This is a genomic window from Escherichia sp. Marseille-Q3837, assembly GCF_916618735.1.
Classification (GTDB): domain Bacteria; phylum Pseudomonadota; class Gammaproteobacteria; order Enterobacterales; family Enterobacteriaceae; genus Escherichia; species Escherichia ruysiae.
Genome location: NZ_CAKAKC010000001.1, coordinates 4,229,665 through 4,249,696, shown reverse-complemented (window position 1 = coordinate 4,249,696; position 20,032 = coordinate 4,229,665). Strand labels below are relative to the sequence as shown.

Here is a 20,032-nt window from a genome sequence, read left to right as displayed (position 1 = left end):
CAGTGGTGCAAATTGTCGGTAGCACCATCACTGACGCTGGTTCGATAACGTTAACCATCGACGACAGCCAGGCCAGCGTGCAGGTCGCCACCACCGCAGGCGATAACATTATTAACGCCAGCGAACAGGCCGCCGGATTTACGCTTTCAGGTACGACGAGCAACTTGCCGCAGGGAACAGAACTCAGCGTCACGCTAAACGGTAAAACCTACACGACCAGCGTAGGTGCTAACGGCGCGTGGAGCGTGCAGGTGCCGACCGCTGACGCCCAGGCGTTAAGCGAAGGGAATCAGGCTGTACTGGTCAGCGGGAAAGATGCCACGGGCAATACGGTCACCGGCGCGCAGCTGTTAACCGTCGATACCCAGCCGCCGACGCTTGCTATCAACACTATCGCCCAGGACAACATTGTCAGCGCCGCAGAACATAACGCCGCGCTGGTACTGAGCGGGACTTCGAATGCTGAAGCCGGGCAAATCGTTACACTGACAGTAAACGGTAAAAGCCATACAGCAACCGTCGGTAGCGATGGCACATGGCAGGTGGCGCTGCCTGCCGCAGAAGTGCAGGCGTTGGCAGATGGTAACTACGCCGTAAATGCCAGCGTCAGCGACCGGGCAGGAAACACCACCAGCAACAGCGCGAATTTCGTGGTAGATACCAGCGCGCCGACGATTAACGTCAACACCGTGGCGGGCGACGATATTCTTAATAATGCCGAACAGGCCGTCGCACAGATCATCTCCGGAAATGTCAGCGGTGCTTCTCCTGGCGATACGGTGACTGTGAAATTGGGCGCTCATGTCCTGACGGGCGTCGTGCTGGCAGACGGTAGCTGGAATGTGGCGCTGGATCCGGCGGTAACCCGCACGCTGGATCGCGGAGCCAATACGATTTTCGTCACCGTGACAGATGTCGCCGGAAATACCGGCGCGGCGTCTCGTGCAATCACGCTGGTAGGTGTTTCTCCGTTGATCACCATTAACACCGTCTCCGGCGATGACATTATCAGTGGCGCAGAAAAAGGTGCGCCACTGACCCTTACCGGTAGCACTCAACAGGCCGAGACAGGACAAACCGTCACAGTAACCCTGGCTGGACAGAGTTTTACCACTACCGTGCAGGCCGATGGCTCCTGGAGTCTGACAGTACCCGCTGCCAATATGGGTAATCTGCCTGACGGTGCCGTAGCGATTACCGCTTCTGTGACGGATCTCAGTGGTAATACCGGCAACACCTCCCGCACCATTACCGTCGATAGCCAGGCGCCGGCCTTAAGCATTGATCCACTGACCGCCGACAACATCATCAACGCCGCCGAAAGCGGGCAGGATCTGCCCATCACTGGCACCACTGACGCCCAGCCGGGGCAGACGGTAACGGTGACGCTTAACGGGCAGACGTATCAGGGCATCGTGCAACCAGATGGCACATGGAGTGTGACGGTTCCCGCCGCCAACGTTGACGCACTGGCTGACGGCAACGCCACGGTCACCGCCAGCGTGAACGATGTTGCTGGTAACCCGAGCAGCGTTTCACGCGTGGCGCTGGTCGATGCCACGCCGCCTGTGGTGACCATTAATCCGGTGGCGACTGATAACGTCATTAACACGCCGGAACATACCCAGGCGCAAATCATCAGCGGCACGGTTACCGGCGCGCAGGCTGGCGATATTGTCACCGTGACGCTGAATAATGTGGATTACACCACGGTGGTGGATGCTTCCGGCAACTGGAGCCTGGGCGTTCCGGCTTCCGTTGTCAGCGGGCTGGTGGACGGCAGTTATCCGATCAACGTTTCAGTGACTGACCGCGCCGGAAACAGCGGCAGCCAGGCACTCACCGTCACGGTTAATACCGCCGCGCCAGTGGTTGGAATTAATACCATTGCTGGCGATGATGTGATTAACGCCAGCGAAAAAGGAGCCGATGTCCAGATTACCGGCACCAGCGATCAGCCTGTTAATACCGTCATCACCGTGACGCTGAACGGGCAAAATTACACCACCACGACCGACGCCTCCGGCAACTGGAGCGTCACCGTTCCGGCGTCGGCGGTAACCGCATTAGGCCAGGCCAACTACACGGTGACGGCAGCGGTGACCAGTAGTATTGGCAACAGCGCCACCGCCAGCCATAACCTCCTGGTCGACAGCTCACTGCCCGGCGTGACCATTAACCCGGTAGCAACCGACGATATTATTAACGCCGCCGAAGCGGGCGCTGCGCAAACCATCAGCGGACAGGTGACTGGTGCAGCCGTTGGCGACACGGTAACTATTACGTTGGGCGGTAATACCTACACGACTACCGTCCAGGCTGGTTTAAGCTGGAGCGTGAGCGTTCCGGCAGCAGATATTCAGGCGCTGGGTAATGGTGATTTAACGGTTAATGCCTCGGTCACCAATCAAAACGGTAACACCGGCAGCGGCACGCGGGATATCACCATTGACGCCAATCTGCCTGGCCTGCGGGTCGATACGGTAGCGGGTGATGATGTGGTCAATATCATCGAACATGGACAGGCGCTGGTAGTCACCGGCAGCAGTTCGGGGCTGGCTGAAGGCACGCCGCTTACCGTCACAATTAATAACGTCGAATACACTACTGCGGTGCAGGCCGATGGTAGCTGGAGCGTGGGTGTTACAGCGACGCAGGTTAGCGCCTGGCCTGCGGGGACGGTGACGGTTGCCGTGTCCGGGGAAAGTAGCGCCGGAAATCCGGTGAGCATCGCCCATTCCGTTACGGTCGATCTCACACCGGCGGCGATCGCCATCAATACCATCGCCACGGACGATGTGATTAACGCCGCAGAAAAAGGCGCTGATTTAACCCTTTCCGGCACCACCACTAACGTAGAAGCCGGACAAACGGTCACCGTCACTTTTGGCGGTAAAAATTACACAGCCACGGTTGCAGGCGATGGTAGCTGGACAACCACTGTACCCGCTGCCGATTTAGCGTCATTAACCGAGGGCAGCGCCTCCGCGCAGGCCAGCGTCAGCAATATCAACGGCAATAGCGCCTCGGCGGTGCACAGCTACAGCGTCGACAGCAGCGCGCCAACCATCATTATCAATACCGTCGCCAGCGACAATATCGTCAACGGCAGCGAAGCCGATGCGGGCGTGACGGTGAGCGGCAGCACCACCGCCGAAGCGGGGCAGATTGTTACGATAACGCTTAACAGCCCGACCGTGCAGACGTATCAGGCAACGGTACAGGCCGACGGCAGCTGGAGCATTAACATTCCGGCGGCAGATCTTGAGGCATTGACGGATGGCAGCCACACCCTGACCGCGACGGTCAATGACAAAGCGGGCAACCCGGCGAGCACCACGCACAATCTGGCGGTGGATCTCACCGTTCCGGTACTGACTATCAACACCATTGCGGGCGACGATATTATTAACGCCGCCGAACACGGGCAGGCGCTGGTGATTTCCGGTTCCAGCACCGGCGGGGAAGCGGGGGATGTCGTCACCGTCACGCTAAACAGTAAAACCTATACAACAACGCTGGACGCCTCCGGCAACTGGAGCGTCGGCGTTCCGGCGGCGGATGTCACCGCGCTTGGTAGCGGCCAGCAAACTGTTACCGCCACGGTGACTGATGCGGCAGGCAACAACGATAGTGAGACGCACACGGTCAACGTTAACCTTACCGCGCCGACCATTGGCATTAACACCATCGCCACCGATGACGTGATTAACGCCACGGAAAAAGGCGCGGATCTGCAAATCAGCGGCACCAGCAACCAGCCCGCAGGCACCGCAATTACGGTGACGCTTAACGGGCAAAATTACACCGCCACGACGGACGCAGCAGGTAACTGGAGCACCACGGTGCCCGCTTCCGCAGTAGGTGCGCTGGGCGAAGCCAGCTACACGGTGACGGCGAACGTCACCGACAGCGCAGGTAACAGCAATTCCGCCAGCCATAACGTGCAGGTCAATACCGCGCTGCCTGGCGTCACCATTAATCCGGTGGCGAGCGACGATATTATTAACGCCGCCGAATCGGGCGTGGCGCAGACCATCAGCGGCCAGGTGACGGGCGCGGCGGCGGGCGATACCGTCACCGTAACGCTTGGCGGGAAAACCTACACCGCTACCGTGCAAGGCAATTTAAGCTGGAGCGTGGACGTTCCGGCGGCGGATATTCAGGCCATCGGTAATGGCGATCTGACGGTTAACGCCTCGGTAACCAACGGCGTTGGCAATACCGGCAGCGGTTCGCGCGATATTGTGATAGACGCCAACCTGCCGGGTCTGCGCGTTGATACCGTGGCGGGCGATGATGTGGTCAACAGCATCGAGCACGCTCAGGCGCTGGTGATCACCGGTAGCAGCAGTGGGCTGGCGACGGGCGCGGCACTGACGGTGGTGATTAACACGGTCACTTACGCTGCAACAGTATTAGCCGATGGCACATGGAGCGTTGGCGTTCCGGCGGCAGATGTGGGCAACTGGCCTGCGGGGACGGTGAATATCACGGTTTCAGGCGCCAGTAGCGCCGGAACCCCGGTCACTATTACCCACCCGGTCACCGTCGATCTGGCGGCGGTGGCGATCTCCATTAACACCGTTTCCGGTGATGATGTGATTAACGCCGCCGAAAAAGGGGCAGATTTAACCCTGTCCGGCAGCACCTCTGGCGTGGAAGCGGGGCAAACGGTCACCGTCACCTTTGGCGGAAAAACCTATACCGCGACCGTAGCGGGCGATGGTAGCTGGACAACCACCGTGCCTGCCGCCGATCTCAACGCGTTACGCGATGGCGACGCCACGGTACAGGCCAGCGTCAGCAACGTTAACGGCAACACGGCTTCGGCGACACACGCCTATAGCGTCGATGCCACGGCACCGACACTTGCCATTAACACCATCGCCACTGACGATATTCTTAACGCCGCCGAGGCGGGCAATCCGTTAACCATCAGCGGCACCACTACCGCCGAAGCGGGGCAGATGGTCACCGTTACCCTTAATGGCGTGACTTATACTGGCACCGTCCAGGCGGACGGCAGCTGGAGCGTCAGCGTACCGACGGCGGATCTCAGCAATCTGACCGCCAGCCAGTACACGGTCAGCGCCTCGATAAGCGATAAAGCGGGTAACCCGGCGACCGCCACTCACGGCCTGGCGGTGGATCTCACTGTTCCAGTGCTGACCATCAACACTGTCTCCGGCGATGACATAATTAACGCTACCGAGCACGGGCAGGCGCTGGTGATCTCCGGTTCCAGCACTGGTGGCGAAGCGGGCGATGTCATCACCGTCACGTTAAACAGTAAAACCTACACCACCACGCTGGACGCTTCCGGCAACTGGAGCGTCGGCGTTCCGGCGGCAGATGTCACTGCGCTGGGCAGCGGCGCACAAACCATCACCGCGACCATTACCGACGCGGCAGGCAACAGCGACGACGCCAGCCGCACGGTTACTGTGAATCTCACCTCGCCGACAATTGGCATCAACACCATTGCTACAGATGACGTGATTAACGCCACGGAAAAAGGTGCGGATCTGCAAATCACCGGCACCAGTAATCAGCCAGCGGACACTACGGTTACGGTGACGCTAAACGGTCAAAATTACACTGCCACTACCGATAGCAACGGCAACTGGATCGCCACGGTGCCAGCCTCGGCGGTTAGCGCGCTGGGTGAGGCCAACTACACAGTAACGGCAAACGTCACTGACACGGCAGGCAACAGTAATTCCGCCAGCCATAATGTGCTGGTCAACAGCGCGCTGCCTGGCGTTACCATTAACCCGGTGGCGAGCGATGACATCATTAACGCTGCTGAATCCGGAAACGCGCAAACCATCAGCGGGCAGGTCACGGGTGCGGCGCAGGGAGATACGGTCACCATTACGCTGGGCGGCAATACCTACACCGCCACGGTGCAGGCTAATTTAAGCTGGAGCGTCAGCGTTCCGGCGGCGGATATTCAGGCGCTGGGTAACGGCTCCTTGACGGTTAACGCCTCGGTGACCAACGTCGTCGGCAACACCGGCAGCGTCTCGCGAGACATCACTATCGATGCCAATCTGCCTGGCCTGCGTGTCGATACCGTAGCGGGTGATGATGTTATTAACAGCATTGAGCACAATCAGGCGCTGGTGATCACCGGGAGCAGCACCGGATTAACGGTGGGAACCGCGTTAACGGTCGTTATCAATAACGTCACTTACGCCGCGACGGTGTTAGCCGACGGCACATGGAACCTCGGCGTTCCGGCGGCAGACGTCAGCAACTGGCCTGCGGGTACGGTAGATATTACGGTAAGCGGCACCAACAGCGCCGGAACAACCTCCACCATCACCCATCCGGTCACCGTCGATCTGGCGGCGGTCGCCATCACCATTAACACACTCTCTGGCGATGATGTGATCAACGCCGTCGAAAAAGGCGAAACGCTGGTCGTAAGCGGCAGTACCAGCGGTGTGGAAGCTGGGCAGACGGTGACCGTCACCTTTGGCGGCAAAAATTACACCACTACTGTGGAAGCCAACGGTAGCTGGACGGTGAATGTACCGCCTGCCGATCTCGCTGCGCTGCCGGACGGCGCGGGCAACGTGCAGGCGAGCGTCAGCAACATTAACGGCAATAATGCCCAGGCGGATCGCGCGTACAGCGTCGATGCCACCGCGCCGCTTGTGACCATTAACACCATCGCCAGTGACGATATTCTCAACGTGAGCGAAGCGGGCACGGGAGTAACCATCAGCGGCACCACCACGGCGCAGGCCGGGCAGACGCTGACCGTCACGCTCAATAACAACACGTACCAGACCACCGTTCTCGCGGATGGCACCTGGAGCGTGAATGTTCCGGCATCGGATTTAAGCGGATTAACCGCCAGCAGCTATACCGTGACCGCCACGGTGAGCGACAAAGCGGGTAACCCGGCAAGCGCCGACCACGCGCTGGCGGTGGATGTCACCGCGCCGGATCTCACCATTAATACCGTCGCGGGCGATGACATTATCAACGCTATCGAACATGGTCAGGCGCTGGTGGTGAGCGGCACCAGTACGGGCGCGGCGGCGGGCGATGTGGTCACGGTTAATCTGAACGGTAAAAACTACACCACCACGCTGGACGCCTCCGGTAACTGGAGCGTGGGTATTCCGGCGGCGGATGTCACGGCGCTGGCGACCGGCAGCCAGACGATCACCGCCAGCCTGAGCGATCGCGCGGGCAACAGCGACAGCACGACTCACGATGTGACCGTTGATCTTAGCGGCCCGACGCTGACCATTAACACCGTCTCCGGCGATGACATCATTAACAATACCGAGAAAACCCAGGATCTGACCATCAGCGGCGGCTCCAGCGGTCTGGCGACCGGCACCACGGTCACCGTGATGTTGAACGGCCTGGCGTACAGCGCCACCACCGATAGTGCTGGCAACTGGAGCGTTACCGTGCCTGCTTCGGCGGTCGGCGCATTGGGCGAGGCGGTTTATTCGATTAGCGCCAGCGCCACCGACAGCGCGGGCAACAGCGGCAGTACTACCCATACGGTGAATGTCGAATCGCTCCTGCCTGGGGTGATCATTAACACCGTGGCAGGTGATGACATTATCAACGCAGCTGAAATCGCCGTTAACCAGACTATTAGCGGCCAGGTCACGGGAACGGCGCAGGAGGGGAATACGGTGACGGTCACGCTTGGTGGCAACCAGTATACCGCTACCGTGCAACCAGATTTAAGCTGGAGTGTCAGCGTGCCGGCGGCAGATTTGCAGGCGTTGGGTAACGGTGAGCTGACCATCAGCGCCTCGGTGACCAACACCACAGGCAATACCGGCACCGCCACGCACGACATCGTGATAGACGCCAACCTGCCTGGTCTGCGCGTCGATACCGTGGCAGGCGATGATGTGGTCAATATTATCGAACACGGTCAGGCGCTGGTTGTCACTGGTAGCAGTACCGGACTGGCGGTGGGGACGCCACTAACCGTGGAAATCAACAGCGTCACCTATGGCGCAACGGTATTAGCCGATGGCACCTGGAGCGTGGGCGTTCCGGCGACGGATGTCGCTAACTGGCCTGCGGGGACAGTCGATATTACGGTTACAGGCACTAACACCGCCGGAACAACTACCAGTATTAGCCATCCGGTCACGGTCGATCTCGCTGACGTGGCGATTACCATCAATACACTTTCCGGCGACGATGTGATTAACGCCGCCGAAAAGGGCAGTGATTTGCAGCTTTCCGGCACCACCTTCGGCGTGGAGGCGGGGCAGACTATTACCGTTATTTTTGGCGGCAAAAGCTACACCACGACGGTTGCTGCGGATAATACCTGGGGGATGACAATCCCAGCCGTCGATCTCACGGCTTTACCAGACGGCGCAGCAAACGTACAAGCCAGCGTCAGCAACGTAGCAGGCAACATCGCCCAGACAACACATGCTTACAGCGTTGATGCCACCGCGCCCTCTGTCACCATCAACACCATCGCCACGGACGATATTCTTAATGCCGCCGAAGCCGGAACGGCGCTGACCATCAGCGGCACCAGCACGGCAGAAGCCGGGCAGATGGTGACCGTGACGCTAAACGGCGTCAATTACAGCGGCAATGTGCAGGCAGACGGAAGCTGGAGCATCAGCGTACCAACTGGCGATTTAGCGAATCTCACCGCCAGCTCGTATACCGTCAACGCAGCGGTCAGCGACAAAGCCGGAAATCCGGCCTCGGCAACGCATAATCTGGCGGTGGATCTGATTGCCCCAGTCGTCACCATCAACACGGTGGCGGGCGACGACATCATCAACGCCACTGAACACGGACAGGCGCAGATTATCAGCGGCTCGGCAACGGGCGCGACCACAGGTAACACGGTTTCCGTGACGATTGGCACGACCACCTACACCACCGTGCTGGACGCCAACGGCAACTGGAGCATCGGCGTGCCTGCCAGCGTGATTTCCGCACTGGCGCAGGGCGATGTGACCATTACCGCCACGGTCACCGACTCCGCAGGCAACAGCGGCACAGCCTCGCACATCGTCAGCGTGGCGCTCGGTGCTCCGGTACTCGACATTAACACCATCGCCGTCGACGACATCATCAACGCCACCGAGAAAGGCGCGGATCTGGCGATTTCCGGCAGCAGCAACCAGCCTGCGGGCACGCAGGTAACCGTGATGCTCAACGGGCAAAATTACACCACCACAGCCGATGCTTCCGGTAACTGGAGCGTGACCGTTCCGGCGTCCGCTGTGAGCGTGCTCGGTGAAGCCACTTACACGGTGACCGCCGCCGCTACTGACTCCGCTGGCAACAGCGGTTCCGCCAGCCATAACGTGCAGGTTAATACCGCGCTGCCGGGCGTCACCATTAACATTGTGGCAACGGACGATATTATTAACGCTGCCGAAGCAGGGGCAGATCAAACTATCAGCGGTCAGGTTACAGGCGCGGCGGCGGGCGACACGGTGACTGTCACGCTGGGTGGCGAGACTTACACGGCGACAGTGCAGGCCAATTTAAGCTGGAGTATTAATGTTCCGGCAGCCGCTTTACAGGCGTTGGGCAACGGCGAGTTGAGCATTTCGGCTTCGGTGACGAACAGCGTGGGCAATACTGGCAGCGGTACGCGTGACATTACCATTGACGCTAATCTCCCAGGTCTGCGGGTCGATACCGTCGCTGGCGATGATGTGGTGAATATCATCGAGCACGGGCAGGCACTGGTGGTAACCGGCAGCAGTTCTGGTCTGGCAGCGGGTGCCGTACTCACGGTTTCGATTAATAGCCAGACCTATAGTGCAACGGTTTTAGCCGATGGTTCATGGAGCGTCGGCGTTCCGGCGGTGGATGTCAGCGCCTGGCCTGCGGGGACGGTCACGATTACGGCGAGTGGTAGCACCACCGCCGGAAATCCGGTCAGCGTCACGCACCCGGTCACCGTCGATCTCACGGCGATTGCCGTCAGCATCAACGCCATTACCGCTGATGATGTGATTAACGCCGCCGAAAAAGGCGCGGCGTTAACGCTCTCCGGCAGCACGTCCGGCGTGGAGGCCGGGCAAACGGTCACCGTCACCTTTGGCGGCAAAAACTACACTGCAAGCGTCGCGGCGAATGGTTCGTGGAGCACCACGGTTCCGGCGGCGGATATGGCAGCCCTGCGTGATGGCGATGCCAGCGCACAGGCCAGCGTCAGCAATGTTAACGGCAACAGCGCCATCACTACCCACGCGTACAGCGTCGATGCCAGCGCGCCAACGGTGACCATCAACACTATTGCGGGCGACGACATTCTTAACGCCACCGAAGCGGGTACGGCGCTGACCATCACCGGCAGCAGCACGGCGGAAGCGGGGCAAACGGTGACCGTCACGCTCAATGGCGCAAACTATACCGGCACCGTACAAACGGACGGTAGCTGGAGCGTCAGCGTGCCGCCAGCAGCGTTAAGCGCCTTGACCGCCAGTAACTACACCGTCAGCGCGGCGGTGAGCGACAAAGCCGGAAACCCGGCCTCCGCTAACCATAACCTGACGGTGGATACTTCCGTTCCGGTTGTCACCATCAACACGGTGGCGGGTGATGATGTGATCAACGCGACTGAACACGCCCAGGCGCAGATTATCAGCGGCTCCGCCACGGGTGCGGCAACCGGTAGCACCGTCACGGTGACTATCGGCACCAATACCTTCACCACGGTGCTGGATGCCAGCGGTAACTGGAGCGTCGGCGTACCGGCAAGCGTTGTCTCGGCACTGGCGAACGGCACGGTGACCATCAACGCCAGCGTCACCGATGCCGGGGGCAACAGCGGCAGCGCCACGCATCAGGTGACGGTTAATACCGGGCTGCCGACCATTACCTTTAACGCCATCAGCGGCGATAACGTTTTGAACGCCGATGAAAAAGGTCAGCCGTTGACCATCAGCGGCAGTAGTACGGGGCTGGCGACCGGCGCACAGGTTACCGTCACGCTCAACGGTCATAACTACAGCGCCACCACCGACGCGGCGGGCAACTGGACGTTAACCGTACCGGTGAGCGATCTGGCGGCCTTAGGCCAGGCTAACTATACGGTCAGCGCCAGCGCCACCAGTGCGGCAGGCAACACCGCCAGCAGCCAGGCGAATTTACTGGTCGACAGCGGCCTGCCGGGCGTCACCATCAACACCGTGGCAGGCGACGATATTATCAACGCCGCCGAAGCAGGGGCCGATCAAACCATCAGCGGAGTGGTGACCCGCGCCGCCGCAGGCGATATGGTGACCGTCACGCTGGGCGGCAATACTTATACTGCACAAGTTCAGGCCGATTTAAGCTGGAGCGTCAGCGTTCCGGCAGCCGATTTACAGGCGTTGGGTAATGGTGATTTGACCATTACCGCTTCAGTCACCAACGCCAGTGGCAACACCGGTAGCGGCACGCGAGATATCACCATTGACGCCAACCTGCCAGGTCTGCGCGTGGATACCGTCGCGGGCGATGATATCGTCAACAGCATCGAACATGGGCAGGCGCTGGTGATCACCGGCGGCAGTAGCGGCCTGAATGCAGGTGTGCCATTGACGGTCACCATTAACGGTACGGCTTATGCCGCCACGGTACAGGCGGATGGTAGCTGGAGCGTAGGTATTCCGGCGGCAAACGTCAGCGCCTGGCCTGCGGGGCCGTTAACCGTTGAAGTGACAGGCCAGAGCAGCGCCGGAAACCCGGTCAGCGTCAGCCATCCGTTCACCGTCGATTTAACAGCGGTGGCTATCAGCATCAACACCGTTGCCAGCGACGACGTAATTAATGCCGCTGAAAAAGGTGCCGATCTGACCCTTTCCGGCAGCACCAGCGGGATTGAAAGCGGGCAAACCGTCACCGTCACTTTTGGCGGCAAAACCTACACCGCAAGCGTCGCCGCCAACGGAAGCTGGAGCGTAACGGTTCCGGCGGCAGATCTGGCAACTCTGCCAGACGGCGCGGCGAACGTGCAGGCCAGCGTCAGCAGCGCGAGCGGCAATAACGCTTCGGCAACCCATGCGTACAGCGTCGATGCCAGCGCGCCGACGCTCACCATAAACACCATCGCCAGCGATGACATTCTTAACGCCACGGAGGCCGGAAGCCCACTCACCCTCAGCGGCACCAGCACCGCCGAAACCGGGCAGACGGTGACCGTCACCCTTAACGGCGTAACCTACACCGGTAATGTACAGACGGACGGTAGCTGGAGCGTCAGTGTTCCTACTTCAGCCTTAGGCGCGCTGACCGCAAGCAATTACACCGTCAGCGCCACGGTCAACGACAAAGCGGGCAACCCCGGCAGCGCCAGCCATAATCTGGCGGTAGACACCACCGCGCCGGTTCTCACCATTAACACCGTCGCGGGCGATGACATCATCAACGATGCCGAACACGCGCAGGCGCTGGTGATCTCCGGCACCAGCACCGGCGGGGAAGCGGGCGATGTGGTGAGCGTTGTGCTCAACGGCAAAACCTACACCACCACGTTGGACGTCTCCGGTAACTGGAGCGTCGGTGTACCGGCGGCGGATGTGACGGCGCTGGGTAGCGGTGCGCAGACCATCACCGCCAGCGTCAGCGATCGGGCGGGCAACAGCGACGACGCCAGCCGCACCGTTACCGTCAGCCTCACTGCGCCAGTGATTGGTATCAACACCATCGCGGGCGATGATGTGATCAACGCGACGGAAAAAGGATCTGATCTGGCGCTTTCCGGCACCAGCGATCAGCCTGCGGGTACGGCGATCACCGTCACGCTGAACGGACAAAACTACAGCGCCACCACCGACGCCTCCGGCAACTGGAGCGTCACCGTTCCTGCCTCGGCGGTCAGTGCGCTGGGTGAGGCGACCTACAGCGTGACGGCGAGCGTCACCAACGCTCAGGGCAACAGCAGCACCGCCAGCCATAACGTACAGGTCAATACCGCGCTGCCGGGCGTCACCATCAATCCGGTGGCGACGGACGATATTATCAACGCCGCCGAAGCCGGCAGCGCACAAACCATCAGCGGCCAGGTAACCGGGGCGGCGGCGGGCAGCACCGTCACCGTTGAACTGGGCGGTAAAACTTACACCGCCATCGTCCAGCCAGATTTAAGCTGGAATGTGAGCGTACCAGCCGCCGACTGGCAGGCGCTGGGGAACGGTGAGTTAACCGTTAACGCCTCGGTGACCAACGCCGTTGGCAACACCGGCAGCGGCACGCGCGCTATCACCATCGATGCCAGTCTGCCAGGTCTGCGGGTGGATACCGTTGCGGGCGATGATGTGGTCAATATCATCGAACACGCTCAGGCACAGGTGATTACCGGCAGCAGCTCCGGCTTTGCCGCAGGTACGGCGTTGACGGTGGTGATAAATAACCAAACTTACGCCGCCACGGTGCTGGCGAACGGCACCTGGAGCGTCGGCGTTCCGGCGGCGGATGTCAGCAACTGGCCTGCGGGAACGCTGAATATTACCGTTAGCGGGGCGAACAGTGCCGGAACGCAAACCAGTATTACCCATCCGCTGACCGTTGATCTCACCGCCGTCGCCATCAGCATGAACAGCATCACCAGCGATGATGTGATTAATGCCGTTGAAAAAGGTGCAGCGTTAACGCTCTCCGGCAGCACCTCCGGCGTCGAAGCGGGGCAAACCGTCACCGTCACCTTTGGCGGTAAAACCTACACCACCACGGTGGCGGCAAACGGTAGCTGGAGCACCACCGTTCCGGCAGCGGATATGGCGGCTCTGCGTGATGGCGATGCCAGCGCCCAGGTGCGGGTGACTAACGTCAACGGCAACAGCGCCACGGCAACGCACGAATACAGCGTCGATAGTGCCGCGCCAACGGTGACCATCAACAGCATTGCCAGCGATAACATCATCAACGCCAGCGAAGCGGCGGCGGGCGTGACGGTGTCCGGCACCAGTACGGCGGAGGCGGGGCAAACGCTCACCGTCACGCTAAACGGTACTAACTACCAGACCACGGTGCAGGCAGACGGGAGCTGGAGCTTAACGCTGCCCTCCAGCGACTTAACCGCGCTTGCCAATAACGGCTACACCCTGACCGCTACGGTCAGCGATCTGGCGGGTAACCCTGGCAGCGCCAGTAAAGGCGTGACCGTCGATACCACCGCGCCGGTGATCAGTTTTAACACCGTGGCGGGCGATGATGTGATTAACAACGTCGAACACACCCAGGCGCAGATTATCAGCGGCACCGCCACGGGCGCGGTAGCTGGTGACCGCCTGGTGGTGACCATCGCCGGGCAGCAGTATGTCACCAGCACCGATGCCAGCGGCAACTGGAGCGTCGGCGTGCCTGCCAGCGTAATTTCCGGTCTTGCGGATGGCACGGTGACCATCAGCGCCACCATCACCGACAGCGCAGGCAACAGCAGCACGCAGACCCACAACGTGCAGGTGAATACGGCGGCGGTATCGCTCTCGGTCAGCACCATCAGCGGCGATAACCTCATTAACGCCGCCGAAGCAGGCAGTGCGCTGACCCTTAGCGGCACCGGCACCAATTTTGCGACAGGCACAGTGGTGACCGTGTTGCTTAACGGCAAAGGCTACAGCGCCACCATTCAAAGCAACGGGAGCTGGAGCGTGAATGTGCCAGCGGCAGACGTTGCGGCGCTTGCGGATGGCACCAGCTATACGGTTAGCGCCTCCGCTCAGGACAGCGCCGGAAACAGCGCCACGGCCTCGCGCAGCGTGGCGGTAGATCTCACCGCGCCGGTTATCAGCATCAACACCGTTTCAACGGACGACCGACTCAACGCCGCCGAACAGCAGCAGCCGTTAACCCTTAATGGCTCGACCAGCGCGGAAGTGGGGCAGACGGTCACCGTGACCTTTGGCGGCAAAACCTATACCGCAACGGTAGCCGCCAATGGCACCTGGGCGCTGAACGTACCTGCGGCGGATCTGGCAACGCTCGGGCAGGGCGCGCAGACCATCACCGCCAGCGTGAACGATCGCGCCGGTAACCCCGGTCAAACCACGCACGCCCTGACCGTCGACACCGCTGCGCCGACGGTGACCATCGCCACGGTAGCGGGCGACGATATTATCAACAACGCCGAGCAGCTTGCCGGGCAGACCATCAGCGGCACCACCACCGCCGAAGTGGGACAGACGGTAACCGTCACCTTTAACGGTCAGAGCTGGAGCGCAACGGTTGGCAGCGGTGGAAGCTGGTCAGTGTTTATTCCGGCGCAGCAGTTTGCCGGATTAAGCGACGGCAGCTACACCATTAGCGCGTCGGTCAGCGATCAGGCCGGAAACCCCGGCAGCGCCAGCCGTGGCGTCACGTTGAACGGCGACGTCCCCACCGTCACCATCAACACCTTTGCGGGCGATGATGTGGTGAACGCGGCGGAACACGGTTCGTCTCTGGTTATCAGCGGCACCACCACCGCGCCGGTCGGCCAGACGCTGACTCTTACCTTAAACGGCAAAACCTATACCACCACGGTGCAGACCGGCGGTAGCTGGAGCTACACCCTCGGTAGCGCCGATGTCACCGCGCTGGCAGACGGCAATGCCTACGTGATTAACGCCTCGGTGAGCAACTCTATCGGCAATACCGGCAGCAGCAATCACACCATTACCGTCGATCTCAGCGCCCCGGCGATGGGGATTAATATCGATTCCCTGCAAGCCGACACCGGCCTTAGCGCCAGCGACTTTATCACCAGCGTCAGCCCGGTGGTGGTCAATGGCTCACTCACCGCCGCGCTTGCCAGTAACGAGACGGCGCAAATCAGTATCGACGGCGGCGCAACCTGGAGCACGCTCACCGTGACCGGCACGACCTGGCGCTATAACGACAGCCGCACGCTGACTGATGGCAACTATCTCTATCAGGTGCGGGTGATTGATGCGGCGGGCAACGTCGGCGCGACTGACAGCCAGAACGTGGTGATCGACACCATCGCGCCAGATCCAGCGGTGAAAACCATCGCCATCAGCGCGATCACCACCGATACTGGATTGATCACTAACGATTTTATCACCAGCGACACGACGCTGGCGGTGAGCGGCACGCTGGGGGCGACGCTTTCTGCCGGCGAGTTCGCGCAAATCAGTATCGATGGCGGCACCACCTGGCAGAATCTTTCGGTAAGCGGTTTGACCTGGACGTACCTTGATGGGCGCACGCTGACTGACGGCAACTACAACTATCAGGTGCGGGTTATCGACATCGCCGGAAATATCGGCGCGACCGCCAGCCAGATTGTCACCGTTGACACCAGCGCGCCGCTGGCGAGCAAAACCATCGTCATTGCGGGCATTAGCGATGACACCGGCTTAAGCAGCAGCGATTTTGTTACTCGCGACACGACGCTGACCGTGCGCGGGACGCTCGGCGCGGCGCTTGCCGCCGATGAACGGGCGCAAATCAGCCTCGACGGCGGTGTCACCTGGACTACGTTAACCGTTATCGGCACCAGCTGGAGCTATGCCGATGGTCGCACACTGACCGACGGCACCTGGAACTACACGGTTCGGGTGGTGGATCTGGCGGGGAACGTCGGGCAGACCGCGACGCAAAACGTGGTGGTCGATACCACCAGCCCGGAAGCGGCGAAAAGCATCACCATTACCGGTATCAGCGATGACACCGGAGCCAGCAGCAGCGACTTTATTACCAGCGACACCTCGCTTACCGTGCGCGGCGTACTGGGCGCGGCGCTCGGCGCTAACGAGTTCGCGCAAATCAGCACCGACAACGGTGCAACCTGGGTGAACGTAACGCTGGCGGCAGATGGTCTGAACTGGAGTTACGTTGACGGACGCACGCTCACCAACGGCACAACCACCTGGCAGGTGCGGGTGGTCGATCTGGCGGGCAACGTTGGCGCAACCGGCAGCCAGTCGGCGCAGATCGATACCGTTAACCCGGCGCAGGTGCTCACCATCGCCAGCATCAGCACCGATACGGGGAGTTCGGCAACCGACTTTATCACCAGTGATACCACGCTCACGCTGACCGGCTCGCTGGGAGCGGGGCTTGCCAGCGGCGAAGTAGCGCAGATTAGCCTTGATGGCGGCGCGACCTGGACTACGCTCACCACCAACGGCACGCAGTGGACTTACACCGACAGCCGCACATTGACCGACGGCAGCTACGTTTATCAGGTGCGGGTGCTGGATCTGGCGGGAAATACCGGCCCGGTGGTGTCGAAAACGGTGGTGGTCGATACGATTAACCCCACCGCCACGCCAGGCATTGTGTCGTATACCGATGATGTCGGGCAACGGCAGGGGACGTTAAACAGTTCTCAGGCCACCGACGACACCACGCCGCTGCTGAACGGTGTGCTCTCCGGCCCGCTGGCCAGCGGTGAAGTGGTTTACCTCTACCGCAATGGCCTGCTGTTAGGCGCGGTGACGATGGTCGGCGCGCTGAACTGGACCTACAGCGACAGCGGGCTGGTCAGCGGTGCCTATACCTACAGCGCGCGAGTGGTGGATCTGGCGGGGAATATCACCTCCTCCAGTGATTTTATCCTGACAGTCGATACCTCTATTCCGACGACGCTGGCGCAAATCACCAGCCAGACCACGCGTGACACCACGCCAATTATCAGCGGCGTAATCACCGCTGCGCTTGCCAGCGGGCAGTATGTTGAAGTGGTGATCAACGGCAAAACCTACACCTCACAGCCGGGCGGCGCGGTGGTAGTCGACCCGGCGCACAACACCTGGTATGTGCAACTGCCGGATACCGATGTGCTGGCAGCGTCCGCAACTGCTTATAACGTCACCGCGCAGGTGAAAAGCTCGGCGGGCAACGGCAACACCGCCAACGTCAGCAATGGCACGGTGACAGTCAACGCGGCAATTGATTACACGCCAGCCTGGACGACCGCCAATAAAACAACGGCCTGGGGGCTGACCTACGGCCTCGACACGCACGGAATGTGGACGGTGCTGGCCAACCAGCAGGTGATGCAATCTACCGACCCGCTTACCTGGTCGAAGACCGCCCTGACGCTGTATCAGAGCGGCAACAACTACGCCACCAGTTCCATTGCCGATTACGACCGTAACGGTACGGGCGATCTGTTTATTACCCGTGATGATTACGGCACGGGCTATATCAACGGCTTTACCAATAACGGCGACGGCACGTTTTCCAGTGCCATTCTGGTCGCCGTTGGCACTCTGACGTGGTATGGCTCGGTAGTGGCGTTTGATAAAGAGGGCGACGGCTATCTTGATTTCTGGATTGGCGACGCCGGGGGGCCAGACTCCAATACCTTCCTGTGGAATAACGCGGGCACCCTGGTAGGCAACTCCACTGTTGCCAACAACGGGGGGAGCGCCACGGTCGGTGGGGCGGTGACGGGGTATCTTTCGCTCAACGAGGGTTCTGGCGTTGATCTTAACAACGACGGCAGGATTGACCTGGTTCAGCACACTTTCAACCTGAATAACTATTACACGCTGTCCTCGCTTATCAGCCAGGGCAACGGCACGTTTGTCTGGGGGCAGAACACCATCAATACTTTCCTCAGCACGGCGGGCAGCGGCGGCAACTCGACGTCTGTCTCCATGACTTGGGCGGATTTCGATGGCGACGGCGATATGGATCTCTTCCTGCCCGCCAGCCAGGGAAGAGCTAACTACGGCTCCCTGTTATTCAACACCAACGGCGTGCTGGGAAATCCGGTGGCGGTGGGGGCAACGGCGACGACCTACGCCAGCCAGTTTAGCCTGGCGGTGGACTGGAACCACGACGGTCTGATGGATATCGCCCGTATTGCCCAGACCGGACAATCCTACCTTTACACCAACGTTGGCGGAGCCAGCAACTGGACGCAGTCGGTACTCGGCGGCAGCCAGAGCGGCACCACCAGCGGCGTGGCGGCAATGGACTACGACTGGGACGGCGCGGTGGATGTACTGGTGACCAAACAGTCGGGCAGCGTGTTCCTGATCCGCAACACCAACACGGTGAGCTACGGCACTTCGCTGCACCTGCGCATTACCGATCCCAACGGCATTAACGTCTATTACGGCAATACCGTAAAACTGTACAACTCGGCGGGAGTGCTGGTCGCCACGCAAATCATCAACCCGCAGTCGGGGATGGGGGTTAACGACACCTCGGCGCTGGTCAACTTCTACGGGCTGAACGCCGGAGAAACCTATAACGCGGTGCTGATCAAATCCACTGGCGCGACTGCCAGCAATATCGATCAGACGGTAAACACCACCTGGGGCGGCTTACAGGCTACCGATGCCACTCACGCTTACGATCTCAGCGCCGAAGCCGGGACGGCGAGCAATAACGGTAAGTTTGTCGGCACCGGTTATAACGACACCTTCTTCGCCACCGCAGGCACTGACACTTACGACGGCTCCGGCGGCTGGGTGTACAGCTCCGGCACCGGAACCTGGCTGGCGAACGGCGGGATGGACGTGGTTGATTTCCGGCTTTCGACGGTGGGCGTGACCGCTAACTTAAGCAGCACCGCCGCCCAGGCTACTGGCTTTAACACCTCGACATTTACCAATATTGAAGGCATTTCCGGCTCGAATTTTAACGACACTCTGACCGGCAGCACGGGTGATAACCAACTGGAAGGACGCGGCGGTAATGACACCATTAACATCGGCAACGGCGGGCACGACACCTTGCTCTATAAACTGCTCAACGCCAGCGACGCTACCGGCGGCAACGGCTCAGACGTGGTGAATGGCTTTACGGTAGGGACATGGGAGGGCACCGCCGACACCGATCGCATTGATATTCGTGAACTGTTGCAGGGCAGCGGCTACACCGGAAACGGCAAAGCCAGCTACGTCAACGGTGTGGCAACGCTGGATGCGCAGGCCGGAAACATCAGTGATTTTGTCAAAGTTACCCAGAGCGGCAGCGACACCATCGTGCAGATCGACCGCGACGGCACGGGCAGCGGCTTTGCGACAGCTAACGTGGTCACGCTGACGGGCGTGCATACCGACCTCGCCACCTTACTGGCGAATCATCAGTTGATGGTGGTGTAGAT

1 protein-coding gene is annotated in these 20,032 nt (G+C 60.5%); it reads left to right on the top strand.

Going from position 1 to position 20,032, the window contains the following annotated elements:
- The first annotated feature begins 2 nt into the window (after positions 1 to 2).
- Positions 3 to 20,030 carry an Ig-like domain-containing protein gene (locus LG381_RS20410; RefSeq protein WP_225762858.1) on the top strand — a complete coding sequence of 6,676 codons (20,028 nt, stop codon included), beginning with the start codon at positions 3 to 5 and terminating at the stop codon, positions 20,028 to 20,030.
- Positions 20,031 to 20,032: the final 2 nt, after the last annotated feature.